Origin of the sequence: Pseudomonas sp. BF-R-24 (assembly GCF_019947335.1) — a bacterium.
Classification (GTDB): domain Bacteria; phylum Pseudomonadota; class Gammaproteobacteria; order Pseudomonadales; family Pseudomonadaceae; genus Aquipseudomonas; species Aquipseudomonas jessenii.
Genome location: NZ_JAGYGG010000008.1, coordinates 148,859 through 172,147 on the forward strand (window position 1 = coordinate 148,859; position 23,289 = coordinate 172,147).

General features: G+C 61.6%; 22 protein-coding genes. 9 read left to right on the forward strand and 13 right to left on the reverse strand.

Features of this window, described 5'->3' with window-relative positions; genetic code table 11:
* The first annotated feature begins 374 nt into the window (after window positions 1–374).
* Window positions 375–845, forward strand: coding sequence for a DUF1289 domain-containing protein (locus KGA98_RS09275; RefSeq protein ID WP_057715064.1), 471 nt, complete (start codon window positions 375–377; stop codon window positions 843–845).
* Window positions 846–974: 129 nt separating this feature from the next.
* Here KGA98_RS09275 and KGA98_RS09280 read toward each other — a convergent pair whose 3' ends face one another.
* The gene (locus KGA98_RS09280) at window positions 975–1,838 is read right to left on the reverse strand and encodes a universal stress protein (RefSeq protein WP_057715063.1); all 864 of its coding nucleotides are present in this window, start codon (window positions 1,836–1,838) and stop codon (window positions 975–977) included.
* Window positions 1,839–2,000: 162 nt separating this feature from the next.
* Between KGA98_RS09280 and KGA98_RS09285 the strand changes: the two genes are divergently transcribed.
* On the forward strand, window positions 2,001–2,609 hold the full coding sequence (locus KGA98_RS09285) for a tRNA-(ms[2]io[6]A)-hydroxylase (RefSeq protein ID WP_090454987.1): 609 nt from the start codon (window positions 2,001–2,003) through the stop codon (window positions 2,607–2,609).
* Window positions 2,610–2,761: 152 nt separating this feature from the next.
* On the opposite strand, the gene KGA98_RS09290 is transcribed toward KGA98_RS09285, so the two are convergent.
* Window positions 2,762–5,011, reverse strand: coding sequence for a TonB-dependent siderophore receptor (locus KGA98_RS09290; RefSeq protein ID WP_223502145.1), 2,250 nt, complete (start codon window positions 5,009–5,011; stop codon window positions 2,762–2,764).
* A gap of 102 nt (window positions 5,012–5,113) precedes the next feature.
* Complete coding sequence (locus tag KGA98_RS09295; RefSeq protein WP_057715061.1) at window positions 5,114–5,608, reverse strand: GFA family protein; 495 nt, start codon at window positions 5,606–5,608, stop codon at window positions 5,114–5,116.
* A gap of 427 nt (window positions 5,609–6,035) precedes the next feature.
* Here KGA98_RS09295 and KGA98_RS09300 point away from each other — a divergent pair, with 427 nt between their 5' ends.
* From KGA98_RS09300 to KGA98_RS09310, 3 genes are all read left to right on the forward strand, one after another.
* Window positions 6,036–6,920 (forward strand): LysR substrate-binding domain-containing protein, encoded by an 885-nt coding sequence (locus KGA98_RS09300; RefSeq protein WP_090454991.1) that lies wholly within the window; start codon window positions 6,036–6,038, stop codon window positions 6,918–6,920.
* A 100-nt stretch (window positions 6,921–7,020) separates the two neighbouring features.
* On the forward strand, window positions 7,021–8,145 hold the full coding sequence (aguA, locus tag KGA98_RS09305) for an agmatine deiminase (RefSeq protein WP_223502146.1): 1,125 nt from the start codon (window positions 7,021–7,023) through the stop codon (window positions 8,143–8,145).
* A 2-nt stretch (window positions 8,146–8,147) separates the two neighbouring features.
* On the forward strand, window positions 8,148–9,245 hold the full coding sequence (locus tag KGA98_RS09310; RefSeq protein WP_223502147.1) for an extracellular solute-binding protein: 1,098 nt from the start codon (window positions 8,148–8,150) through the stop codon (window positions 9,243–9,245).
* 132 nt (window positions 9,246–9,377) lie between these two features.
* Here KGA98_RS09310 and KGA98_RS09315 read toward each other — a convergent pair whose 3' ends face one another.
* From KGA98_RS09315 to KGA98_RS09335, 5 genes are all read right to left on the reverse strand, one after another.
* On the reverse strand, window positions 9,378–9,995 hold the full coding sequence (locus tag KGA98_RS09315; RefSeq protein ID WP_223502148.1) for a DNA-3-methyladenine glycosylase family protein: 618 nt from the start codon (window positions 9,993–9,995) through the stop codon (window positions 9,378–9,380).
* Window positions 9,996–9,999: 4 nt separating this feature from the next.
* Entirely contained in the window at window positions 10,000–10,812 is an 813-nt protein-coding gene (locus KGA98_RS09320; RefSeq protein ID WP_223502149.1) for an isocitrate lyase/phosphoenolpyruvate mutase family protein, read from the reverse strand.
* 35 nt (window positions 10,813–10,847) lie between these two features.
* Window positions 10,848–11,930, reverse strand: a complete 1,083-nt coding sequence (locus KGA98_RS09325; RefSeq protein WP_223502150.1) for a bifunctional transcriptional activator/DNA repair enzyme AdaA — start codon at window positions 11,928–11,930, stop codon at window positions 10,848–10,850.
* A 186-nt stretch (window positions 11,931–12,116) separates the two neighbouring features.
* Window positions 12,117–12,737, reverse strand: coding sequence for a LysE family translocator (locus tag KGA98_RS09330; protein WP_057715056.1), 621 nt, complete (start codon window positions 12,735–12,737; stop codon window positions 12,117–12,119).
* Window positions 12,738–12,828: 91 nt separating this feature from the next.
* Window positions 12,829–13,725, reverse strand: a complete 897-nt coding sequence (locus KGA98_RS09335; RefSeq protein ID WP_090454997.1) for a DMT family transporter — start codon at window positions 13,723–13,725, stop codon at window positions 12,829–12,831.
* Between the two features lie 89 nt (window positions 13,726–13,814).
* Here KGA98_RS09335 and KGA98_RS09340 point away from each other — a divergent pair, with 89 nt between their 5' ends.
* Together KGA98_RS09340 and KGA98_RS09345 are read left to right on the forward strand one after the other, a co-directional pair.
* The gene (locus KGA98_RS09340) at window positions 13,815–15,146 is read left to right on the forward strand and encodes a PLP-dependent aminotransferase family protein (protein ID WP_150814638.1); all 1,332 of its coding nucleotides are present in this window, start codon (window positions 13,815–13,817) and stop codon (window positions 15,144–15,146) included.
* Window positions 15,147–15,237: 91 nt separating this feature from the next.
* On the forward strand, window positions 15,238–15,825 hold the full coding sequence (locus tag KGA98_RS09345) for a LysE family translocator (RefSeq protein ID WP_223502151.1): 588 nt from the start codon (window positions 15,238–15,240) through the stop codon (window positions 15,823–15,825).
* Window positions 15,826–15,928: 103 nt separating this feature from the next.
* Here the strand turns inward: KGA98_RS09345 and KGA98_RS09350 are convergent, their stop codons facing one another.
* The 5 genes from KGA98_RS09350 to KGA98_RS09370 form a co-directional block, all read right to left on the reverse strand.
* Window positions 15,929–16,762: an AraC family transcriptional regulator gene (locus tag KGA98_RS09350; protein WP_223502152.1), complete on the reverse strand. Its 834-nt coding sequence runs from the start codon at window positions 16,760–16,762 to the stop codon at window positions 15,929–15,931.
* 33 nt (window positions 16,763–16,795) lie between these two features.
* Window positions 16,796–17,299 (reverse strand): VOC family protein, encoded by a 504-nt coding sequence (locus tag KGA98_RS09355; RefSeq protein ID WP_223502153.1) that lies wholly within the window; start codon window positions 17,297–17,299, stop codon window positions 16,796–16,798.
* 103 nt (window positions 17,300–17,402) lie between these two features.
* Window positions 17,403–19,892: a TonB-dependent siderophore receptor gene (locus KGA98_RS09360; RefSeq protein ID WP_223502154.1), complete on the reverse strand. Its 2,490-nt coding sequence runs from the start codon at window positions 19,890–19,892 to the stop codon at window positions 17,403–17,405.
* A 99-nt stretch (window positions 19,893–19,991) separates the two neighbouring features.
* Window positions 19,992–20,975 carry a FecR domain-containing protein gene (locus KGA98_RS09365; RefSeq protein ID WP_223502155.1) on the reverse strand — a complete coding sequence of 328 codons (984 nt, stop codon included), beginning with the start codon at window positions 20,973–20,975 and terminating at the stop codon, window positions 19,992–19,994.
* Entirely contained in the window at window positions 20,972–21,496 is a 525-nt protein-coding gene (locus KGA98_RS09370; RefSeq protein WP_057715048.1) for a sigma-70 family RNA polymerase sigma factor, read from the reverse strand. Before KGA98_RS09370 ends, KGA98_RS09365 begins: the two co-directional genes overlap by 4 nt.
* A 291-nt stretch (window positions 21,497–21,787) precedes the next feature.
* Here KGA98_RS09370 and KGA98_RS09375 point away from each other — a divergent pair, with 291 nt between their 5' ends.
* Together KGA98_RS09375 and KGA98_RS09380 are read left to right on the forward strand one after the other, a co-directional pair.
* Window positions 21,788–22,036 carry a transmembrane sensor/regulator PpyR gene (locus KGA98_RS09375; RefSeq protein ID WP_150814631.1) on the forward strand — a complete coding sequence of 83 codons (249 nt, stop codon included), beginning with the start codon at window positions 21,788–21,790 and terminating at the stop codon, window positions 22,034–22,036.
* A complete protein-coding gene (locus tag KGA98_RS09380) occupies window positions 22,036–23,190 on the forward strand; it encodes an NnrS family protein (RefSeq protein WP_223502156.1) in 1,155 nt (384 codons plus the stop codon). The genes KGA98_RS09375 and KGA98_RS09380 overlap by 1 nt, the downstream gene beginning before the upstream one ends.
* Window positions 23,191–23,289 lie beyond the last annotated feature (99 nt).

Below are 23,289 nucleotides of genomic sequence, written 5' to 3' on the forward strand. Positions count from 1 at the left end.
TGAGCCACTTAGCCAGAATTACCGACAATTCCTTACAGAAGCTGCTTTCAAAGTTTTACGCCTGCAGAACGGGAGCTGATGAGGGTTGGCGTTGGGCTTTTCCCCGCTGGAAAAACCCCTCGCCAACACCGCTCTGAAGGAACGACTGTGCTCGTGACGCTTTGAAAACAGCTTCTAACGGACATTGGCGCCTAAAAAGGCAGGCTGATTCTACGGCAAAAAAAAATTAAAGGTAAGTCAGTGTTTATTGGACTTTGGTGGTGGCGGTCACCAGAGCCCGATTCTCCACAGGCCCTGAACTTTGAGGGGTGATCAATGGCCGACAAAGGGCTAACATGCCGGCCTGTTCTGCTTTTTCGCGTTTTTGCCTATCTATGCCCAATCAGACCATCAAGACTCCCTGCGTCGGCCTCTGCTCCACTGTTTACGGTGACCTGGTGTGCCGTGGCTGCAAGCGTTTCCACCACGAAGTGATCCACTGGAACGGTTACAACGAGGAAGAAAAGCGCGCGGTATGGCTGCGTCTTGAGCAGTTGCTGTCACAGGTGATGGCCGCCAAGGTGGAAATTTTCGATCCGGCGCTGCTCCGAATGCAGCTGGAGCAGCGCAAGATCCGCTTTGTGCCCCATCAGTCGGAATATTGCTGGGCCTACCAGTTGATCGCGCGCGGTGCGCGGGTGATCAACAACCTGGAAGCCTACGGGATGGTGCTGCTGCCGGAGTTTCGCGAGTGGAACCTGCCGGAATTGCGCGACGCCATTGATCGGGAATTTTTCCTGCTCTCCGAAGCCCATTACCAGCGCTATATTGCGCCGGGGTTCCTGCAAGACGCCTTTGGCGGCTGAACTTTAAAAGCTTCGCGAGCAAGCCCGCTCCCACATTTATCCTCGGTCGTACACAAAGTTTGTGTCTGCTGAAGATCCAGTGTGGGAGCGGGCTTGCTCGCGAAGACGGCCTATCAATCACCACAAATCTCAATGCTTGTCCGCAATCTCCTCGAGATGATCCGCCACTTCCATCGGCTTGAGCACCAGCACATCGCTCTCGACCGCATCGAGCACCACTTCCGCCGTATTGCCGATCAACGCCCCTGACAACCCGCTGCGGGCTACGGTGCCGATCACCGTCACCGCTGCCTGCAGTTTGTGCACCATGAACGGAATCAGCACATCCGCCGGGCCTTCCTCGATGTGCAGGTGGTCATCGTCGATGTCGAATTCCGCCTGGAACGCCTTGCACTGTTCGCGATAGCGCGCCTGGATGGTTTCGCTCAGTTGAAACGTCGGGTCGGCCGCCGACAGCATCGGCGACGGGTGGGCGCTGATCACGTGCAGGCGGGCCTTGGCCAGGGTTGCGATGTCATAGCCATGATCGATGATGGTGTTGTGCAGGTGGCGATGCTCCTGGTCGGTGTTACCGACGTCGATGGCTGCCAGGATCACTTTGTCTTTCCATGAATCGGCGGTTTTCACCAGCAGCACCGGAGTCGGGCAGGACCGCAACAGCTTCCAGTCCTGCGGGGTCAGCAGGGCTTTTTTCAACGGGCTGTCGGGGAAGTGCTGCTTGACCACCAGGCCGCAACCTTCGGCTTGCTGCACATCGACGATGGTTTGGTGTTGGCTGTCGTTCCAGGCCTGCTCGGTGGTGACGCTGTAGCCGTCCTCCGTCAAAGCGGCCTTGAGCACACCCAACATGCCACTGTGATCATGCTTGGGGTCGCACACCAGCAGATGCAACTGCGCCTGGGTCACACCGGCGATCAACTTCGCCCGTTTGAGCGCCAGGCTTTCCGAGTGCTCGGGTTCGATGACCACCAGAATGCTGCGAATGGCTTGCATGAGCGGGATCTCCTGAAAATGAAAAAGCACGGCGTTGCACAACTATAGTTGCTGTCGGCGATTCGGGGACTTGATGCATATCAACGGTCGGCGACTGGTGGTCTGCGGGCAGGCCGGTATAATCGGCGCCCTTCGTTTTGAACCTATTTTTCCGTGAGCCCCATGATCCTTCCCGAAATTCACGAGTTCCTTGGCTGCCGCACCCCCGACGGCTGGATCCAGGCCGCGCTGGCCGATCAGGAAACCCTGCTGATCGACCACAAGAACTGCGAATTCAAGGCCGCCAGCACCGCGTTGAGCCTGATCGCCAAGTATCACTCCCACGTCGATCTGATCAACATGATGTCGCGCCTGGCCCGGGAAGAACTGGTGCACCACGAACAGGTCATGCGCCTGATGAAACGGCGCAAGATCGAACTGCGCCAGCTGTCCGCCGGGCGCTATGCGTCGGGGCTGCGCAAGGTGGTGCGCAGTCACGAGCCGGTGAAACTGGTGGACACCCTGGTGGTCGGCGCCTTCATCGAAGCCCGCAGTTGCGAGCGTTTCGAAGCGCTGGTGCCGCACCTGGACGAAGAACTGGGCAAGTTCTATTTCGGTCTGCTCAAGAGCGAGGCCAGGCATTTCCAGGGTTACCTGAAGCTGGCCTACCAATATGGGGACGCCAAGGACATCGCCCAGGTGATCGACAGGGTCCGTGCCGCCGAGCAGGAACTGATCGAATCCCCGGATGTGGAATTTCGCTTCCATAGCGGCATACCGGCTGCGGCATAAACACCGCAACCCATTGTGGGAGCGAGCTTGCTCGCGATGACGGATCAGGCAGTCACACCTGAGGTGGCTGACAGTCCGCTATCGCGAGCAAGCTCGCTCCCACAGGTTCCGGTGTTAACTGACAGGTATCAGTTTTCTGGCGGGCGCTCAGCTTAGAAATCCCACTTGGTGGTCAACATCACGTTGCGTGGTTCGCCGTAGTACGTGGTGTCGAAGTTGCCCAGGCCCGTCAGGTAGCGTTTGTCGAACACGTTGTTGGCGTTGACGGTGAAGCTCAGGTTTTCGTTGAACTGGTAGCGGCTCATCAGGTCGACGAGGGGGTAGCCACCTTGCTTGATGCGGGTGTCGCCGCCCGTTGTCGGGCTGTAGATCTTGCCGTAGAACGCGCTCTGCCAGCTGATACCGCCACCGATGGTCACCTGATCCAGTGCGCCGGGCAGGCGGTAGGTGGTGAACGTACGCACGACATGTTCCGGTTTGGAGGTCGCCAGCGGGAAGCCAAAGATGCGCTGTTCATCAGCGTCACGGGTGCGGGCGTAGGTATAGCCGGCCGACAGGTTCCAACCTTCGGCCGCTTCACCGGCCAGTTCCAGTTCCACACCCTTGGTGGTTGCGCCGTCGATGGCTTTGTAGATGCCTTCGTTCGTGACCGGGTTGGTTCCGATCGATTCGGCGAGGTTGTCTTGCTCGATGCGGAAGAAGGCCAGGCTGGCGTTCAGTCGCCCGTCGAAGTAAGCGGCTTTCAGGCCGGCTTCGTAACTGGCGCCCTCGACCGGTGCCAGGGTCGAACCGTTGGCGTCCTTGTAGGTTTGTGGCTGGTAGATGCTGGTGTAGCTGGCGTATGCAGAATAGGTGTCGTCCAGGTCATAAACCACACCGGCATAGGGCGTGACCACGCCATGTTCCTTGTAGCTGGCATGGGTGTCATCGAGTCCCGCACCCGGATAGTACGAATAATCCTCGTTGTACTTGAAGGTGCTCAGGCGGCTGCCGAGAATGATCGACAGATCGTCGGTCGCGTGCAGGCGCGTGGCCAGGTACAGGCCATTCTGGCTTTGGGTGCGTTCGTACTTGCCGTTGTTCGGGAAGTTCTGTTCCGGCAGATCGCCGTTCCAGTCGTAGATGCTGCCCGGGACCAATTCGAAGGCGCTGGTGTCGTAGGTCGCGCCGGTCTGGCGCGAGTGGGAAGCCATGAAGCCAGCCACCAGTTCATGCTCGCGGCCTCCCAGGGTGAAGGGGCCAGTGACGTTCACGTCAGCGGTGTTTTGCACGCGATGACCTTCCCAGCGACCCCAGTACAGGAACATGCCTTCACCAGTGGCGCGGTCCGGGTTGCCGCCGCTGGCCGAGGCCAGGCGAGTGTCGTGATCGGTGGTTTTCTGGTCGATGCTGGCCTTGAACTTCCAGTCGTTGGCCAGAGCTTGTTCCAGGGAGGCGAAGTAAGTGATGTCGTCGAAGTCACGTCGGCTCCAGTCGGCGCCCGGGTTGAAGTGACGGGGGAAGTCGGTACGGCCTCCGTCCGAGAAGTACACCGGGTTGCCGGTCCAGGACGAGCCTCGCGGGGTGGTGCTTGACTTGTCGAGGCCGAAGGTCAGCAGGGTGTCGGGTGTCAGATCGGCTTCGAGGATGCCGTAGAACAGGTCTTTTTTCTGGCTGTAATGATCCTGGTAGGAGTTCTTGTCGGAATAAGCACCGACGAAGCGGCCACGCACACTGCCGGAATCGTTCAGCGAACCGGAAATATCGCCGACGCTGCGATACGCGTCCCAGTAACCGACGGTGCCGCTGATCGACGCCTTGAATTCCTTGGTCGGCTTCTTGCGGATCAGGTTGACGGTGGCGGACGGGTCGCCCGAACCGGTCATCAGGCCGGTCGCACCCTTGACGATTTCGATGCGGTCCAGGCTGGACGCGTCGTCGCCGTTGTTAGGGTTTTCACCGTAGACACCGTCATACGGAATGTTCACGCCGTCGTACTGGAAGTTGGTGATGGCAAAGCCACGGGCGGAAAACTCGGTGCGGTCACTGTCGTACTTCTGCGTCGAAATACCGGGGGTGTTGCGTAGCGCGTCGCCGATGCTCTGCACACCGCGGTCGTCCATCTGCTGACGGGTAATGACGGTCACCGATTGCGGCGTTTCGCGGATCGACAGGGGCAGGCCGGTGGCCGTGGATGTTGAACCGGTGGTGTAGGAGTGGGTGCCTTCGGTGGTAGCGCCCAGCGCCTGGCCGGAAATGGTCGTTGCGCCCAGTTGCAGTACGCCGTCGTCCCGGGCCGAGTTCTTTTCGGCATCGGTTTCAGCGGCGTGGACAACGGGTACAAGGCTCAGCAGGGCGGCAGGCAAGGCCAGCGCGAGAGGGCACAAGGCAAAACGGAAATGGGCGACAAGCGGGTGCGACATGGGGATCCCTTTGCATCGAATCGATCGGTAGTTGAAGTGCTTCTGAGGGGTTGACCGAACGAAAAACGCAAAGGGGAACTGCCCTATGAAAAAAACTGATAATTATTCTCGGCAGACCAGGCCGAGACGCTCATGCCACTGGGCGATGGATTCCACGGGGTACAGATCGAACTGTTGATCCCCGGGCAGCGCCTGGACCTCCACCCACGGCGCTTTTGAACCGAGCATCAGATGCGTGTGCTCCGGCGGCACCGGCAGCGGCGTGTCGATGGCCGAGGCGAAGGGGTGAATCAACTCAGGCCACTCCGGGCTGAATAGCCACAGAGCCGTTGCGCAGACCGAGCAGAAATGCCGCTCGGCCGTGCTGCTGTGGGCGCGCTTGTCGTCTTGTTCCTTGAGCCGCGCATGGTAAATCGCGATGTGTTTGCGCCCGCGAACCTTGAGGCTGGCGGCATCGCCACCGAGGTTGATCGCATAGCCGCCACCGCCCTGTGTCTTGCGGCAGATCGAGCAGTAGCAACGCTGGTAAGGGTAGGGGTGGGCGCTGGTCAAACTGAACGACACCGCGCCGCAATGGCAGGAACCTTCGAGATGCATGGGAGCCTCCGGCTGACTTGAGCGTACCCTGAACAGCCTAGACCGTAAGGGCTACTCGACCGGCACCAGAATCGCATCGCCGGTCGCCACCAGTTTCAATTGACCGCCTGTTTGCGCGAACAGCTCGGCGCGGGCAAAAACCTGTTTCTTGCCGGCCTTCACCACTCGGCCCCGGGCGATGAATACTTCACCGATCGCAGGTGCCCGCGCCGGGTTTGGGGGAGTGTCATCGTTGATCAGTCAGCGTGATAGGTCATTGGATTTGTGGTGAATGGGCCGGTCTATTCGCGAGCAAGCCCGCTCCCACAGGGGCATTGCGTTCCAAGTGTGGGAGCGGGCTTGCTCGCGAAGAACGATAACGCGGTCCCACTGGACGCCCACGAAAGGCCAAGTCAGCATGTCCCCCTCGAAACCGGGACATGACCTGATGCGACGATTACCCTCCCTGGCAGCCCTGCGAACCTTCGAATGCGCCGCCCGTCACGCCCATTTCGGTCGGGCGGCGGCCGAGTTGTGTGTCACCGACAGCGCGGTCAGCCACCAGATTCGCCAACTCGAAGAGCAACTCGGTGTGCCGCTGTTCGTGCGCGAGGGCCGGCAGATTCGCCCGACCCTGGCCGCCGGGCGCCTGATGCAAAGTTTGCAGCAGGCTTTCGAACTGATTGGCGATGCCTGCGATGAACTGCGCGACCCTTCATCCCTGGCGGTATTGCGTCTGGCGGTCACCGCCGAGCTGGCGCAAAAGTGGCTGATGAGTCGTCTCACGGATTTCTACGCGCGTTACCCACACATCACCTTGCATCTGTACGAACAGCCGATCGACGCCACGGCACCCGGGGAAGACATCGACCTGGCGATCACCTACGGCACCGGCCCGGTGGACAGCACCGCGTATTTCGTTCGGCCGCTGCCTGCGTTGCAGTTCTTCCCGGTGTGCAGCCCCGGCCTGTTCAACCAGGGCACCCTGAAAACCCCGAAGGACCTGGCCCGCCACTGTCTGCTGCACGACGACCAGGACGGCAAGACCTGGACCGCGTGGCTCACCAGCCATGCCGGTGACCAGCGCCCTGATCGTCAACTGTATTTCGCCCACGCCGGGCTGGCACTGGAGGCCGCGGCCCAAGGGCAGGGCGTGGCCATGGGCGACAACTTGACGGCCCAGGAAGATTTGCTCAGCGGGCGGCTGGTACGGCCGTTCACCTCGAGCATGACCGCGCTGGGCCAATATGCGCTGGTGTGCGAGCGGCTGCGGCTGGAGCGTCCGGCGGTGGCGCAAATGCTGGAATGGTTCAACGATCAGTTGCTCGATTGATGAGTTGAATTCAAGTATTCCGAAATAATCATCGTTGGCGAGCCAGTCGCTGTCGCCCTTAGCCTGTGGTCATTCCAATCCCCGCTGAAGAGGTTTGACCATGGCCCGTTTGCTCGACACCACTCCCAAACAGGACGGTTTCCGTCTGCCCGGCGAATTCGAAGCCAAGTCCGGTTGCTGGCTCGGCTGGCCGGAGCGTACCGACGTCTGGCGCAACGGTGCCAAGCCGGCGCAGAAAGTCTGGGTGCAGATCGTCACCGCCATTTCCATGAGCGAACCGGTCACCGTGTGCGCCTCGGCGGCACAGTTCGCCACCGCGCGCCGCCAGTTGCCGCCGCAAGTACGCGTGGTCGAAATGACTTGCAACGACACCTGGTTCCGCGACAGCGGCCCGTGTTTTGTGGTCAATGACCAGCGTGGCGAAGTGCGCGGCGTCGACTTCGAATTCAACGCCTACGGCGGCCTCGACGGCGGCTTGTACTATCCGTGGGACAAGGACGACCAGATCGCCGGCAAGATCCTCGAAATCGAACGCTTCGACCGCTATCGCGCACCGTTGATCGCCGAACTGGGCGGTATCCAGAGCGACGGCCAGGGCAGCATCCTGACCACTGAGCAATGCCTGCTCAACCGCAATCGCAACCAGCACCTGGGCAAGGACGAAGTCACCCGCCGCCTGACCGATTACCTCGGCGCCGAGCAGGTGATCTGGCTGCCGCGAGGTTGCAAGTTCGACGAAACCGACGGCCACGTCGACGACCTCGCGTGCTTCGTGCGCCCCGGTGAAGTGGTGCTGCAATGGACCGACAACCGCGACGATCCGCAGTGGGAAATCTATCAGGAGGCCTACGACATCCTGCGCAGCACCCGCGACAGTCGTGGCCGCGAGTTGATCGTGCACAAGCTGCCGCAGCCGGATGTGCTGGAGTGGACCGCCGAAGAAGCCGAAGGCCTGGATCAGCAGGACAGCACCCATACCCGGCAGGCCGGGACGAAAATCTGCGCGTCGTACATCAACTACTACGCCGGTAACAGCTCCATCGTGGTGCCGCTGTTTGGTGATCGCAACGACAAAGTGGCGCTGGCGACCCTGGCCGAGCTGTTCCCGCAACACAGCATCGTCGGTATCGAAAACTCCCGGGAAATCCTCCTCGGTGGCGGCAACGTCGCGTGCATCACCATGCCGCAGTACGCCGTCACCGCCAACAACAAAAGGGGAGCGTGATCGTGGGCCTGCACAAACTGACTCAAGCAATACTGCTGGTGCTTGCACCCCTGTGTGTGCAGGCTGCCGACACCGCCAAACCGGTGGTCAACCTGTACATCTGGGGCGAGTACCTGGCCCCGGATACCTTGAAGAATTTTGAAGCGAAAACCGGCATCCATGTGGTGGTCGACCACTTCGACTCCCTGGAAACCGTCGAGACCAAGCTGCTCACCGGCCGCAGTGGCTACGATCTGGTGCTGACGGCGGGGCAGCATCTGTCCCGGGCCATCGAGAGTGGCGCGGTGCAGACGGTCGACAAACAGCAACTGCCGCACTTTGCCGGCGTCGGCGAGGAGTTCCGCCAGCACATGGCGGTGTTCGATCCGGGCAACCGCTATGCCGGGATCTACGCCTGGGGCACCACGGGTGTGGGTTATCAGGAACAGGCTGTCAAACAGCGCCTGCCCGACGCGCCGACCGACAGTTGGGCGATGCTGTTCGATCCGGCCGTGGTCTCGAAATTCGCCGATTGCGGGGTCAGCTTGCTCAACGATCCCAACGAAGTGTTTGCAGCGGTCATGAAGTACCTGGGCCTGGACATCAACCGCCAGAACCTCGATGACTTGAAGTTGGCCGAGCAGCAACTGGCGAAGATTCGTCCGTACATCCGCTACTTCGACAACGACCTGAACATCAGCGACCTGGCCAACGGCAACACCTGCGTGGCGATGTCGTGGAACGGCAACGTGGCCATTGCGGCGGGCCAGGCCGAGGCGGCGGGCAAGCCGTACTCGCTGAAATACCGGATTCCGAAGGAGGGCACGTTGATCTGGTTCGATGCCATGGTCATTCCCAAGGACGCGCCGCATCCGCAGGCCGGCCTGGCGTTGATGGATTACCTGATGACCCCGCAAGTGATCGCGCCGATCACCGACACCATCCACTACGCCAATGCGATTACGGCGGCGGACGGCTTGATCGACCCGGCGATTCGCAACGATCCGGGGACGTATCCGCCAGCCGCGGTCCGGGCTTCGCTGTACAGCAAGAATGACAATGGCAAGGCGTTCAACCGGGCGTTGATCAGGGCGTTCAGTCGGTTGAAGTCGGGGTTGTGACTGGTCCTTGATGGTGTGTTGACTGGACTGACGTCTTCGCGAGCAAGCCCGCTCCCACATTTAACCGAGTTCTGACATGGGAATGCGGTCGAATGTGGGAGCGGGCTTGCTCGCGAAAAACGATAACGCGGTCTACCGGTTGGGCACCCGCCACAAATACCAGGAGGCCACCGTCCGATAAGGACTCCACCCCAACCCGATCTCGATCATCTGCTTGCGTGTCGGCTGCACCTCCAGGCCCTTGAGTCGCCTATAGCCCTCACGCACGCCAAAGTCATCGGCCGGCAGGATATCCGGCCGCTCCAGGCTGTAGATCAGCAGCATCTCCACAGTCCAGCGGCCCACGCCGCGCAACGTGATCAGGCGTTCGATCAGTGCTTCATCGTCCATGGCCAGCGCCGTGGCGTAATCGGGCACCACGCCGTCCAGCGCCGCCTGGGCGATGCCCTGAATGGTCGCGATCTTGCTCGCGGAAAATCCGCAACTGCGCAGTCGGTCGAAATCGGTCGCGACGATCTGTTCAGGTTTGGGAAACGCACCCGAACCGAACAGTGCCAGCAGCCGGCCGACAATCGCATCGCCGGCCTTGGCGTGCAGTTGCTGATAGGCAATCGCCCGCACCAGCGACTCATAGGGATCACGGGCCGCATGCGGCTGGTGCAGGCACGGGCCGACGGCGTCGATGTGGCGGCGCCAGTCGTCATCGATGGCGGCCAGGAACGCACTGGCCGCCTGATAGCCGTCGGCCATGGGCTCAGGTTTTCCCGGACGGTTTCAAGAGGGCGTTCACTTCGCCATAGGTGAGGGCCTTCAGGTCGTGGGTATCGAACTTGCCGGTTTGCAGAAAGCTTTTGGCAATGCCGGCCATGGCACCGTAGAGCAATTCGGCGATGCCTGAACCTGCGGACAGGCGGCGCACACCAATTTCTTTGAGCACTTCGGGTGACGGCAGGCCCGGGAATCCAAGCACATTCAATGGCAGTGAGGTGCCGTGGCACAGCGCCTTGATCTCGTACTCCGCGGTAACGCCCGCGGCAAACAGGCCATTGGCACCGGCCGCCTGATACAGCGCGGCGCGCCTGAGGGTTTCGGCGACGCGATCTTCGGCAGGCACCAGACCCCGAAGATAAACATCGGTGCGCGCATTGATGAACAGGTTCACGTTACGTCGATCCGCCACCTGGCGCGCGGTTTCAATCTTGCGTACCAGTAATTCCGGCGGCGAGGAGCCGTCCTCGATATTGATTCCGACAGCGCCGGCGGCGATCACGGCGTCAACCACTGTTGCCACCCGTTCCAGGTCATCGGAATAACCGGCTTCGATGTCCACGGTCAGTGGCACCGAAATGACCCGGGCAATCGACTCGACCGTCGAGACCAGGCGCTCAAGGGGCAGGGTGTTGCCGTCCGGATAGCCATGTACCCAGGCCACCGCCGCACTGCTGGTGGCGACGGCCTTGTTGCCCAGTTGCTCCACCAGCCGCGCACCGGCGGCATCGGCGACGTTGGTGAGGATCAGCAAACCCTCGTGATGCAGTTGGTGCAGTTGATTGTCGAGCCTGTCCATCGAGTTTCCTTCCTTATGAAAAAACTGTGGGGGGATCAGAACGCCAGCTGCTCCGTGAGCTGCACCGCTGCGTTTTCCAGCCTGAGCAGATACGCCTTGCGCGGCTGGCCTCCAGCGTAGCCGGTCAACGAGCCGTCGGCGCCGATCACCCGGTGGCAGGGCACGACAATCGATAAGCGGTTATGCCCGTTGGCCAGGCCCACCGCCCGGCTGGCACCGGGCTTGCCCAGAATCGCCGCAATGGCGCCGTAGGTGGTGGTCCGGCCGTAAGGGATCTTCGCCAGTTCAGCCCAGACCCGGCGGGAGAACTCGCTACCGGGCATGTGCAAGGCCACGCTGAACTCAGTGAGCGTACCGGCGAAATACGCGGACAACTGCTCTTCGATCTGCTGCAAATGCGCGTTGTGCCCCGGTGCCACGGCATAACCGAAACGGTTTTGCAGCGCTTGGACCGAAGGGTTCAGCGAGGCCTGATCGAGAAATTCCAGCAGCACCAGCCCACGCCGTTCGGCCATGGCGATCATCGGCCCCAGGGGTGTGGTCAGGCGCGTGAACAGCAGCGGCTCGCTGTTGGCCGCCCGGCCCGGGGTGATGTGAAAGGATTTTTGAAAGGCATCGCGAAAACCGCTCAGGGACTCGTAGCCGGAATCGAAGGCGACGTCATCGATGGAGTCGCCCTGTTTGATTCCGCCCAACGCCATGCCCAGGCGCCGGGTGCGCAGCCAGGCGTGGAAGGTCATGCCGAAGTGCTGCTTGAACCAGCGACGCAGTTTCAGTGGTTCGATGCCTTCAGCCAGTAGCCAGGCGTCGGTCCAGCGCTGTTCCGGGTCGGCGTCTACCGACTTGAACAGTTTCTGCACCCAGTCCGGCGCGCTGGCGGCGGTGTCCAGCGGTTTGCAGCGCTTGCAGGCGCGATAGCCCGCCGCCAGGCATTGTTCGGCGCTGGCAAAGAACTCGACGTTCGCAGGCTTCGGGCTGCGGGCGGTGCAACCGGGGCGGCAGAAGATGCCTGTGGTCTTGACCGCCGTGAAAAACACCCCCTCGTAGGAGGTGTCTCGTTCGAGCATGGCGCGAACCATCTCGGCACGGGGCGGTAGAAGCGTTTTTTGTAGGTTCATGAGCGCAGCATAGATCGCGTCATGGGCGACCTCCACCGGAAAATCGACAGCGAATTTCGCACCGGAAGGCGAGCTCACCCTGTGGGAGCGGGCTTGCTCGCGAATACATAGTGTCAGTCGAAATTGAGGTGACTGACACTACGCCTTCGCGAGCAAGCCCGCTCCCACATGGGAAAAACATCTACTTCAGGCGCGTCTGGCCATCAGCAATACCGAAGCCGCCGCCGACAGCAAGCCTGCGCAGCAGCGGTTGAACATCCGCTTGCCCGATGGCCTGGCGAACCAGCGGCGCATGTGCAGGCCCATATAGGCGTAAGCGCCGATGGCGACCCATTCCAGCACCAGAAACAGCGCGCCCAGCACCACGAACTGCGGCGCAATGGCGTGGGTCGAGTCGACGAACTGCGGCAGGAACGCGGTGAAAATCAGGATGGCCTTGGGGTTGCCGGCCGCGACCAGGAATTCCTGCCGGGCCAGCGCCAGCGTGCCCACGGGCGCGGAGGTGACCACGTTTTCCACACCCGGATCTGCGCGCCACAATTGCCAGGCGAGGTAGAACAGGTAAGCCGCGCCGAGGATCTTGATGGCGTAGAACAGCAGCTCAGAGGTTTGCAACACCACCGCCAGCCCCGCCGAGGCCAGGGCAATCATCCCGGCGAACGCCAGCAACCGGCCGATGCCGGCCACGCACGCGGTGCGGTAGCCATAGCGGGTCGAATTGCTGACCGACAACAGGTTGTTGGGGCCTGGCGCCATGTTGAGGGCAAAACAGGCCGGCAGAAACAGGGTGAGGGTGGCGAGGTCCATGGTGGGCTCCTGTAGCAAGAGCGCTATTTTTATCACGGCTCACTCTTGGCCAGACCCATACAGTCATGGGCGCAAACCACCGTACACGGGGTTATCTGGCGAACTTTTTCGCCCCGGTGACGCAGAGGATCACGGCGACGGTGACACCCAGCATGCCGAGGCTGACATGCTCATGCAGCAGGGTGGCGGCCAGGGTCAGCCCGAAAAACGGCTGAAGCAGCTGCAATTGCCCGACGGCGGCGATGCCCCCTTGGGCCAGGCCGCGATACCAGAACACGAAACCGATCAGCATGCTGAACAGCGAGACGTAAGCCAGGCTGAACCAGGCCGGCGTGCTGATGCCGGTGAACGAAGCCGGCATGCGCATCCAGCTGAGCACGGCCACGACCGGCAGCGACAGCACCAGCGCCCAGCTAATCACCTGCCAGCCACCGAGGGTGCGCGACAGTTTCGCGCCTTCGGCATAACCCAGGCCGCAGGCGAGGATGGCCAGCAGCATCAGGATGTCGCCTTGGGGGGAGGCGGTCAGCCCTTGGGACAGGGCAAACCCGACCACCAGCAGGCTGCCCAGCACCGAGAAAATCCAGAACGCCGCCCTTGGCCGCTCGCCGCCGCGCAGAACGCCAAACACCGCTGTTGCCAGGGGCAACAGGCCGACAAAGACAATGGAGTGCGCGGAAGTCACGTATTGCAGCGCCAGCGCGGTCAACAGGGGAAAGCCGATGACCACGCCCAGGGCGACGATCATCAACGGAATCAGTTGCTGGCGCGCCGGGCGTTTTTCCTTGAATAACCACAGCAGGCACAACGCCAGGACCGCCGCGATGGTCGCGCGCGCAACCGTCAGGAACACGGGGTCAAACTCCAGCACCGCCACCCGTGTCGCCGGCAGCGAGCCGCTGAAGATCACCACGCCGATCAGGCCGTTGATCCAGCCGCTGGTGCTGTTTTCCAGCGTCCGGGGTTGCAGGTTCGAGGTCCGTTCCATTTGGCTCACGCTCATTGTCTGATTGCACGAAACTCATCCTATGAGCGAGTATCGATACAATCAAAAAATTGTCATGGATACATCTCGACATGCCGCGATCCCGCTATAAAACCCTGGTAGATGCCTTTGCCGCCGACATCCGCTCCGGGCATCTGCCGCCCGGCACGCGCCTGCCGACTCACCGGCAACTGGCAACCGAGCACGGTCTGGCGCTGGTCACAGCCAGCCGGGTGTATGCCGAGCTGGAGGGTATGGGCCTGGTCAGCGGCGAAACCGGACGCGGGACCTTTGTCAGGGAGACCTCGCTGCCGCCGGGGCAGGGCATCTCGCAGCACGTGGTAGCGGCGGGGATGATCGACCTGAATTTCAACTACCCGTCATTACCCGGTCAGGCCGACCTGTTGCGCACTGCCTTGCGTCAACTGGCGTTGTCCGGGGACCTTGAATCTCTCCTGCGCTATCAGCCTCACGCAGGACGCCTGCACGAGCGGGCCTCGGTCGCGCGCCATCTGCTTGATCGGGGGCTGAGCGTGCCGGCTGAACAGGTGTTGATCGTCAGCGGCGCCCAGCATGGCCTGGCGGTGGCGATGATGTCGCTGCTCAAGCCTGGTGATGTGATCGCCGCCGATGCGCTGACCTATCCCGGTTTCAAGACGCTGGCCGAAACCCTGCATCTGGAAGTCTTGCCCATTCCGGTCACGGATACCGGGCCTGATCTGCCCGCACTGGAAAAACTCTGCCGCAGCCGGTCGGTACGGGCCGTGTACTCGATGCCGACTTTGCACAACCCTTTGGGCTGGGTGATGGACCTGGATCTGCGCGAGCAGTTGGTGGCGATTGCGCGCCGACATGACCTGACGATCATCGAGGACGCCGCCTACGCGTTCCTGGCTGAAAACGTACCGCCACCGTTGGCCGAGCTGGCGCCGGAGAGGACGGTGTATGTGTCCGGTCTGTCGAAGAATGTCGCCACCGGGCTGCGCGTCGGTTTCATCGCCGCACCGGCGCAATGGGTCGCAGCGTTCGAGCGCACGATCATGGCGACCACCTGGAACACTCCCGGCGTTGTGACCGCCATCGCCACGGCCTGGCTCGACGATGGCACCGTCAGCCAACTGGAATCGCAAAAGCGTGCAGACGCCCGGGCCCGGCAAGCCCTGGCCCGCGAGATGCTGGCAGGGCTCAGGACCATCAGTCATCCCAATTCCTACTTCATCTGGCTGCCGTTGGCGGAGGATGCCCGGGCCGACCAGATCGCCATGGCACTGATGCGCGAGCAGGTGTCGGTGTCGCCGGCCGAGCCTTTTGCGATTTCGGCCCACGTGCCGCACGCGATACGCCTGGCGTTGGGTTCGGTGGACATGGACTCGTTGCGCACTGCCTTGAGCAAAGTGAAAAACATCGTCAGCTATTACTCGTAGCGAGGCCGGGAAGGGTAGTTTTCTTCAATACGCGAGCCGGTGGGCTCTTTACCTTGAGGGCCTTGTTCAACTCGATGGAAGAAGGTGTGCAATGAGTCTGATGATCTCCATGGCAGCGTTTGCGCTGGTCGCGTCCATCACGCCGGGGCCGGTCAACATTGTGGCGTTGAGTTCCGGCGCGCGGTTTGGCTTCCGGGCCAGCCAGCGTCACGTGGCCGGGGCCACCCTGGGGTTTGTTTTGCTGTTGGTGCTGATGGGGCTTGGCCTGCATGAGTTGTTGCAACGATGGCCGGCACTGACGCAGGGGGTGCAATGGGCAGGCGTGGCGTTTCTGTTGTACATGGCCTTCAAGCTGGCGGCCGACAATGGGCAGGTGCAAGCCGGCGAATCGGCGCAGGCGCCGTCGATGCTGTATGGCGCCATCATGCAATGGCTCAACCCGAAAGCCTGGCTGGCCTGCGTGGCCGGCATGGGCGCGTTTGTCGCCGATGGCGAGGCACGCCTGGTTTGGCAATTCGCCGCGATTTACCTGGTGATCTGCTATGCGTCGGTCGGCTGCTGGGCGTATGCCGGGACATTTCTGCGCGGCTTCCTGAACAACCCGGCGGGGATGCGCCTGTTCAATCGCGCCATGGCGCTGCTGCTGGTGGTGAGCGCGGTGTACCTGTTGCTGCCGTAATGGCAGTCACTGCAGGTCTTGTGGCGAGAGAGCACTTTGTGGCGAGGGGGCAAGCCCCCTCGCCACAGGGGAGAGTCAGGCTCAAGAGCATCTTTGTGTTGCCTCAGCCCCGATACTGCCCCGGTGTCGCCGCCAAATGCTGTTTGAATGCCCGTTGAAAATGCGCCTGATCGGCGAACCCCGCTTCCAGTGCCACGTCCGCAATCAGCTTGCCGCTGCGCAATTGATCCTGGGCGAACTGGATGCGCCGGTTCACCAGGAACGCGTGGGGCGTCATGCCGTAATGCTGTTTGAAGGCGCGGATCAGGTAGGACGGTGACAGTTGCGCCGCCTCGCATATGTCTTCGAGCTTGAGGGTTTGCGTGCAGTGGTCGCGGATGTAATCGGCAGCACGCTCCAGCTTGAAATTGGGTTCGCGCAGCGGCTGATCGACCGGGTTGAACCGGAGCTGAACCACGGTAAAGAACTCCACGGCCACGCTGTGTTTGCGCAGCACGTCTTGCTGTGGATCGACCAGTACCTCATACAAGCCCGCGAGGCCGGCAAACAGGTTGGCGTCCCGGGTATGGGTCACTGAAAAGCGGCGAAACGCCGCGTCATCGCTGAACCCGAGCTGATGCTGCAAATCGGTCAGCCACGGCGTATCGACGTACAGCATCAGGTACGACCAGGGTTGGTCTTCGATCGGGTTGCAGGCGTGGACGTCGCCGGGGTTCATCAGCACGACAGTGCCGACGCTGACCTCGAACGCCGACTGCTCATGGAGATAGGTGCTGCGCCCGGCGGTGATCGCCCCGATGGAAAAGTGCTCGTGGGCGTGCCGTGTGTAGCAGACTTCGCGCCCGTCGGCGATGGCGCGGGCTTCGATGAAGGGCAGGGCGTCATCGCGCCAGAAGCGCGGGGCCTTGTCGGCGTTCTTGGCAACGGCGTGCTTCATGCTCACTCCTCGGCAGGTCAGCGCCCGAGTGTATTAGCTCTCGCCGTCAAAGGCTCGTTGCAGTGTGGCGATATCGAGTTTTTTCATCTGCATCATCGCCTGCATGGCCCGTTGGGATTTTTTCGTGTCGGGGTCTTTGATCATGTCCATCATCGCGACGGGGACGATCTGCCACGACAACCCGAACTTGTCCCTGAGCCAGCCGCACTGCTGAGCCTCGGGCGCGCCGCCGGCCGACAGGTTGCCCCAGTAATGATCGACTTCTTCCTGGCTCAGGCAATTGACCTGAAACGAAACCGCCTCACTGAACGTAAACAGCGGCCCGCCGTTGAGCCCGGTGAAACTCTGCCCGTCGAGCTCGAAGCTGACGGTCATGACCGAACCTTCGGGCCGGCCGTGGAACTCGAAGCCGGCGTGGCCGTAATGGGTGATGGCGGTGATTTTCGAATGGTCGAAGATCGAGCAATAGAACTTTGCCGCCTCTTCGGCCTGATCGTCGAACCACAGGCAGGGCGTGAGTTTTTGTACACGTTGCATGGCGGGCACTCCTCGGCAGGTTATGCATGCTGGATTACAGCGTAGCCAGCCTGAGTTCGTTCGGCAGTACCGTAGATCGCCAAACACCCGTTTCAGGCCACGATCAGAACGCCCATCGGGTGGTCAGTTGTACGGCGCGCGGTTCGCCATAAAACCCGGTGCCAAAGTTGCCAAGCCCGGTGTAGTAGGTTTTATCGAACAGGTTCTTCACGTTCAGTGTGGTGCTCAGGTGCTCGTTGAAGCGATAGCGCGCCATCGCGTCCACCAGGGTGTAACCGGGCTGGGTGATCGTCGTGTACTGACCGAAGTTCACCGTATCGGCGGGGTCGGGACGGAACACATTGCCAAAGAATTCGCTTTGCCAGTTCACGCCTGCACCGACGGTGAGCCTGTCCCAGGGTCCAGGCAGGCGGTAGGTGCTGAATACTCGCACCACCTGTTCCGGTGCAGTGGTTTGCAGCACCGAACCGTAGACGTAATCACCCTTGGCATCGCGGGTGTGGTTATAGGTGTAGCCGGCCGACAGGTTCCAGCCGTCCCGCAACTCGCCGGCCAGTTCGATCTCGAAGCCTTTGGTGGTGGCGCCCTGGACGGCGCGGTACACCGACTCGGTATCAACGCCGCTGACATACTCGGCGATGTTGTCCTGTTCGATGCGGTACAGGGCGAACCTGGCGTTCAGGCGCCCGTCGAAGTATTCAGCCTTGATGCCCGCTTCAAGACTTTTGCCTTGTACCGGATCGAGCAGTCGCCGGTTGGCGTCCTTGCTCATTTGCGGCTGATAGATGCTGGTGTAGCTGGTGTACACCGACCAGGTGTCGTCGAAATCATAGACAAGCCCGGCATAAGGCGTGACGACACCGCTCTGGCGATAGCTGTCGCGCAGGTCGGCGGTGTGCGGGTCGCTGTAATCCAGGTCGTCGTGCCCCGAGAAGTCGCTGACACGCGTACCGAGGATCAGCGCCAGGTCATCGACGGGCTTGAGCCGGGTGGCCAGGTAGGCGCCGGTCTGGCGCTGGACAATGTCGTCGGTGCCCACCCGTGGGATCCCGGGTTTCGCAAAGTCGCCGCGCCAGTCGAAGATGCTGCCGTCCACTGGCGGGTACACCGAACCGTACACCGGGATGTCCTGGCGCGTGTTCATTGACATGACACCGACGATCAGTTCGTGATCGCCACCCCATAGGGTGAATGGACCGGTCAGGTTGACGTCGATGTTGTCCTGAACCTGATCACCCTCGAACTTGCCCATGTACATGAACATGCCGTTACCGCTGACCGGGTCCGGGTTGCCGCCACTGGCGGAGGCGAGGAAGGTATCGTGCTGGCGGTGTTTGCGGTCGTAACTGACCTTGAGTGCCCAATCGTTGGTCAGTTGTTGCTGCACGGAGGCGAACACCGTCTGGTTGGTGAAGTCGCGACGGCTCCAGTCGGTGGCCGGGTTGAAGGAACGGGAGAAATCGGTGCGCGAGCCGTCGCTGTAGTACATCGGGAAACCGGTCCAGCTGGCACCCCGGGAACGGGTGTCTTGCTGGTCGATACCGACGGTGACAAGGGTGTCCGGGGTCAAGTCGGCTTCGACAATGCCGTAGGCGATGTCCTTGGTGCTGCGGTAGTGATCGATGTAGGCGCTGCGGTCCTGGTGGACCCCGACCAGACGCCCGCGGACATTTGCGCTGGCGCTCAGCGGGCCGGAAATATCGCCTTCGCTGCGATAGTTGTCCCATGAGCCGACGGTGCCGGTGACCGAGGCTTTGAATGTCGGGGTCGGGCGCTTGCGAATCAGATTGACGGTTGCCGAGGGATCACCCGCCCCGGTCATCAGGCCGGTCGCGCCTTTGATGATCTCAACGCGGTCATAGGGTGCCATGTCGGTGCTCGAGGTGCCGTAGTCGTAGACACCGTCGTAGTCGGTATTGACGCCGTCGTACTGGAAATTGGTGATCGGCAAGCCACGACTGGAAAATTCCCAGCGTTCGCTGTCGTAGTTTTGCACGCTGATGCCAGGAGTGCGGCGCAGGACATCGACGATGCTGGTGGCCCCCTGGTCGTCCATGAGTTGGCGGGTGATGACCGTGACCGATTGCGGCGTTTCGCGCAGGGACAGCGGCAGACCAGTGGCTGAAGACGTCGAGCCGACGGTGTAGGCGCGGGAGTCTTCGCTGATCGTCCCGGGTGCCTGTCCGGAAATGTTCGTCGCCCCCAGTTCCAGTGCATCCTGTGTCACGGCTGTGGCCTGCAGCACGTAGCTGCCGGTGCCCTGGCGTTGCGCTTGCAGGCCACTGCCTTGCAGCAGTCGTTGCAACGCTTGCTGCTGGCTGTAGACACCGTCAATACCAGGGCTGCGTTTGCCGGCCGCGAGGTCATTGTGTCCGGCGAGAAAAATCCCGGCCTGTTCGGCAAAGCGGTTGAGGACGCTCACCAGCGATCCGGCAGCGATGGTGTAATGGCGTGCCTGGCTGTCGGGTTGTTCGCTGTTGACGAGGGGGGCGGCTTGAGTCCGCGACACGTCCAGGCCCGGCAAGACAACCGCCAGAGCCAGCACCAGCGGATGCAAGGCGAAGCGGTTGCGGGTAACGGTAGCGCGCGGCATGGGGTTCCCGGGAGTCGGATCAATCGGCAATCGAGGTACTTGAAGGGTTAACCGGACGAAAAAGGCCAAAGGGAACCGGCGCGACAGAAAAAACCGTCATCAGGCTTTTGGGCCGACGTTGACCCACCAGTCCAGCGGCTTCTGCACCCGTACCGGCAATGCCGCTTCCAGCAGGCGCAAGGCCTGATCGGTGTCCTTGAGCGGGAACGAACCCATGACCGGTAGCCCGGCCACCGCCGGGTCGCAGCCCAGATGCCCGTGACGGTACTGGCTCAGCTCCTGGAGCAATTGGCCCAACGGCAGGTTGTCTGCCAGCAACAGGCCACGGCGCCAGGCTTCACGAGTCGCCGTGGCGGCGGTCGGTGTCGGAATGTGGTTTTCGCTGAATGCCACTTGGCGTCCCGCTTCCACCACCTGAACCTGGCCTTGGGCAGTCCGGACTTCGACGGCGCCTTCGTAGACATTGAGCAATGTCTGCCGATCCTCCTGGCGCACACTGAAGTGCGTGCCCAGCGCGCGCATCCGGCCCTGGGCGGTGTGCACCAGCAGCGGGCGGTGGCTGTCTTTGGCGGTGTCGATCAACACCTCCCCAAGCCGCAACAGCAGCAGTCGTTGTGTGCTGTCGAACCGAACATTCAGCGCGCTCAACGCATTGAGCCAGATCTGGCTGCCATCGCTGAGCCGGGTTTCGCGGGTTTCGCCGGTGCCGGTGGAGAGGTCGGCGCGCCAGCGAACCAGGGTGGGCGCCAGGGCGGTTTCCTCCCAGGCACTCCACCCCAGCAAACCTCCCGACACCAGAACCAGCAGACCCTTCACGGTGTGGCGGCGACTGATGGCGGCACGTTCGGTGTTGCGCAGTACATGGCTGACCGCTTGCGGATGATCGTTCTGCAAGGCGGCAAAGCGCTGGCCAACCCGCTCGACATAATGCCAGGCAGCCTGATGCTCGCTACTTTGCGTCAGCCAAGCTTGCCAGTGCTGGCGGTCTTGTTCCCCGGCCTGTTGGTCGTTGAGTTGGACATACCATTGCGCAGCTTGTTCGAGACTGGCATGGCTGATGGCGTTCGATGCGGTCTGTGTCATTGAATCAGCAGGCCATCGAGTTCTGCTTCGAGCATGGCGCAATGCATCAATGCCTGGGCCAGGTACTTCTTCACCATGCGCTCACACACGCCGATTTCTTCGGCGATGGCGCGGTAGGGCAACCCCTGCAACTGGGCCAACAAGAACGCATCACGTACCCGTTGGGGCAAGCGTTGCAACATGGCGTCCACTTCATACAGGGTTTCGACGATGATCGCCCGCTGCTCTGGCGAAGGGTGAACGGCTTGGGGCTGCGCCGCGAGGGTGTCCAGCCAGGCCTGTTCAAGTTGCCGACGACGCCAGTGATCGATACACAAGCCTCGGGCGATGGTCGCCAGATACGAACGTTCGTGGGTTTCGCCGTCGAACACCTGAGGGCGCTTGAGCACACGGATGAAGGTGTCATGGGCCAGGTCGGCAGCATCAAACGCGTTGTTCAGACGCCGGCGCAGCAGCGCGTGCAACCAGCGGTGATGCGTGGCGTAGAGGGTCTGGACGCAGGAGGAATCGGCAACCGTCATCGTGAGCGCATGTCCATGGGCGGTTCACGCCCTTGTGCAAATAAGAATTGATCGCGATTAAAGCAAATGGCCCATGTCTGTGCAAATGATATTGGTTTGCTTTTAGGTTGATTGAACCGTGTCTGGAGGACGTTGTTGTCGTAATGACTCTTTCTGTTGTCATAAGGACAATGTCGGGGTTGAGTCAAATTGACTGCGTTGATCTGGAGATGCCGGTTTAAAAGGGCTCATGAGCTGGCACGGAACATGAAACATCAAACGTACAACTGAGCGGCTACAGGCGTACGGAAAATGTCCCATTTCTTCAGCAACCCTCAAAACGTTCTGCATCTCTCCAATCGCGTACTCGGCGTTGGCCTGGTCATGTTGCTCGCCGGAGTCTACGGCGCCTATCTCTATGCAGGGCACCTGTCGATTGTCGCCTTGGTGTCGATGCACGCCATGACCATCCTCGGCCCGACCCTGCTGAAAATCGGCTATGTCATGCGCCTGCTGTCGCAGTACGGGCTGAGCCAAACTCCGGCCAGAGTGGTGGCGTGATGCGTGGAATCGCTGCTGCACCTGTTTTCTCCCTCGGCTTTCGCCCGTTTTTTCTGGCGGGTGCCGGGTTCGCGGCCATCGCGGTGGCGGTCTGGGCGTTGTGGTTGTACGGTCGACTCCCCGGCGCACAACCAATGGGTGGCATGCTCGCCTGGCATCGCCATGAAATGCCGTTCGGTTTTACCGCGGCCATCATTGCCGGGTTTCTGTTGACGGCGGTACCTAACTGGACCGGCCGGCCAGGGCTCAATGGGTGGCCGCTGATCGGGCTGGTGCTGGTATGGCTGATCGCTCGGCTGGCCTGGTTGATGCCGATGCCCGCCATCCTGTTGCTGGCCTTGCAAGTGCCCTTTCTGCCGCTGCTGGCGTGTGTGCTGGGACGGGATTTGATCGCCGCCGGCAAGCGGGAAAATTATCCGGTTTTACTGATGGTCACGTTGTTGGCAGGCTGTCAGGCGCTGACGTTGCTGGGTATTTTCAATGAAGACGTGAATCTGCAGCGGCATGGCGTGCTGGCCGCTTTGTGGCTGGTGGGCGCGCTGATGAGCGTGATCGGCGGGCGGGTGATTCCGTTCTTCATCCAGCGCGGCTTGAACCGTCCCGCAACGCCTGCGGCTCATCCGTTGCCGGGCAAGGTGTTGCTGATCAGCGCGATGCTGGCGGCGGTGTCTTTTGCCGCCGGTTTGAATGACGCCCCACGTGTGTGGCTGGCGCTGTTGTTTGCGTTGATCAGCGGTCTGCATCTGCTGCGATTGTGGCGCTGGCATGATCGCGGCCTGTGGCGCGTGCCGCTGCTGTGGTCGCTGTACCTGGCTTACACCTGGCTCGCGGTGGCGACGCTGGCCATGGCGCTGTGGCACCTGGGCTGGATGCCGCAGCAAAGCCTGGCCACCCATTCGCTGGCCGTCGGCGGCATCGGCGGGGTGGTTCTGGCGATGATCGCGCGGGTCAGCCTGGGGCACACCGGGCGGCCGTTGCTGCCCTCGAAAGTAATCGTTGTGGGATTTGCCCTGGTGCTGGTGGCGGGTGTGTCACGGGTGTTGCTGGTGCCGTTTTCCGGGTGGGGATTGGGAATGTCGGCGCTGCTTTGGTGTATGGCATTCGGGCTGTTTCTGTCGCGTTACATCGGTATTTTGTTCAAGCCCAGGGTGTAGGAGCGAAGCTTGCTCGCGACGGACGTCAACGATAACGCGCCCTGTCTGAACGACCGCGTTGTACTGACGTTTTTCGCGAGCAAGCTCGCTCCTACAGGT

Coding starts and splice junctions, on each gene's coding strand:
- KGA98_RS09275 (WP_057715064.1), top strand. CDS start 375: ATGCCCAATCAGACCATCAAGACTCCCTGCGTCGGCCTCTGCTCCACT.
- KGA98_RS09280 (WP_057715063.1), bottom strand. CDS start 1,838: ATGCAAGCCATTCGCAGCATTCTGGTGGTCATCGAACCCGAGCACTCG.
- KGA98_RS09285 (WP_090454987.1), top strand. CDS start 2,001: ATGATCCTTCCCGAAATTCACGAGTTCCTTGGCTGCCGCACCCCCGAC.
- KGA98_RS09290 (WP_223502145.1), bottom strand. CDS start 5,011: ATGTCGCACCCGCTTGTCGCCCATTTCCGTTTTGCCTTGTGCCCTCTC.
- KGA98_RS09295 (WP_057715061.1), bottom strand. CDS start 5,608: ATGCATCTCGAAGGTTCCTGCCATTGCGGCGCGGTGTCGTTCAGTTTG.
- KGA98_RS09300 (WP_090454991.1), top strand. CDS start 6,036: ATGCGACGATTACCCTCCCTGGCAGCCCTGCGAACCTTCGAATGCGCC.
- aguA (WP_223502146.1), top strand. CDS start 7,021: ATGGCCCGTTTGCTCGACACCACTCCCAAACAGGACGGTTTCCGTCTG.
- KGA98_RS09315 (WP_223502148.1), bottom strand. CDS start 9,995: ATGGCCGACGGCTATCAGGCGGCCAGTGCGTTCCTGGCCGCCATCGAT.
- KGA98_RS09320 (WP_223502149.1), bottom strand. CDS start 10,812: ATGGACAGGCTCGACAATCAACTGCACCAACTGCATCACGAGGGTTTG.
- KGA98_RS09325 (WP_223502150.1), bottom strand. CDS start 11,930: ATGAACCTACAAAAAACGCTTCTACCGCCCCGTGCCGAGATGGTTCGC.
- KGA98_RS09330 (WP_057715056.1), bottom strand. CDS start 12,737: ATGGACCTCGCCACCCTCACCCTGTTTCTGCCGGCCTGTTTTGCCCTC.
- KGA98_RS09335 (WP_090454997.1), bottom strand. CDS start 13,725: ATGGAACGGACCTCGAACCTGCAACCCCGGACGCTGGAAAACAGCACC.
- KGA98_RS09340 (WP_150814638.1), top strand. CDS start 13,815: ATGCCGCGATCCCGCTATAAAACCCTGGTAGATGCCTTTGCCGCCGAC.
- KGA98_RS09345 (WP_223502151.1), top strand. CDS start 15,238: ATGAGTCTGATGATCTCCATGGCAGCGTTTGCGCTGGTCGCGTCCATC.
- KGA98_RS09350 (WP_223502152.1), bottom strand. CDS start 16,762: ATGAAGCACGCCGTTGCCAAGAACGCCGACAAGGCCCCGCGCTTCTGG.
- KGA98_RS09355 (WP_223502153.1), bottom strand. CDS start 17,299: ATGCAACGTGTACAAAAACTCACGCCCTGCCTGTGGTTCGACGATCAG.
- KGA98_RS09360 (WP_223502154.1), bottom strand. CDS start 19,892: ATGCCGCGCGCTACCGTTACCCGCAACCGCTTCGCCTTGCATCCGCTG.
- KGA98_RS09365 (WP_223502155.1), bottom strand. CDS start 20,975: ATGACACAGACCGCATCGAACGCCATCAGCCATGCCAGTCTCGAACAA.
- KGA98_RS09370 (WP_057715048.1), bottom strand. CDS start 21,496: ATGACGGTTGCCGATTCCTCCTGCGTCCAGACCCTCTACGCCACGCAT.
- KGA98_RS09375 (WP_150814631.1), top strand. CDS start 21,788: ATGTCCCATTTCTTCAGCAACCCTCAAAACGTTCTGCATCTCTCCAAT.
- KGA98_RS09380 (WP_223502156.1), top strand. CDS start 22,036: ATGCGTGGAATCGCTGCTGCACCTGTTTTCTCCCTCGGCTTTCGCCCG.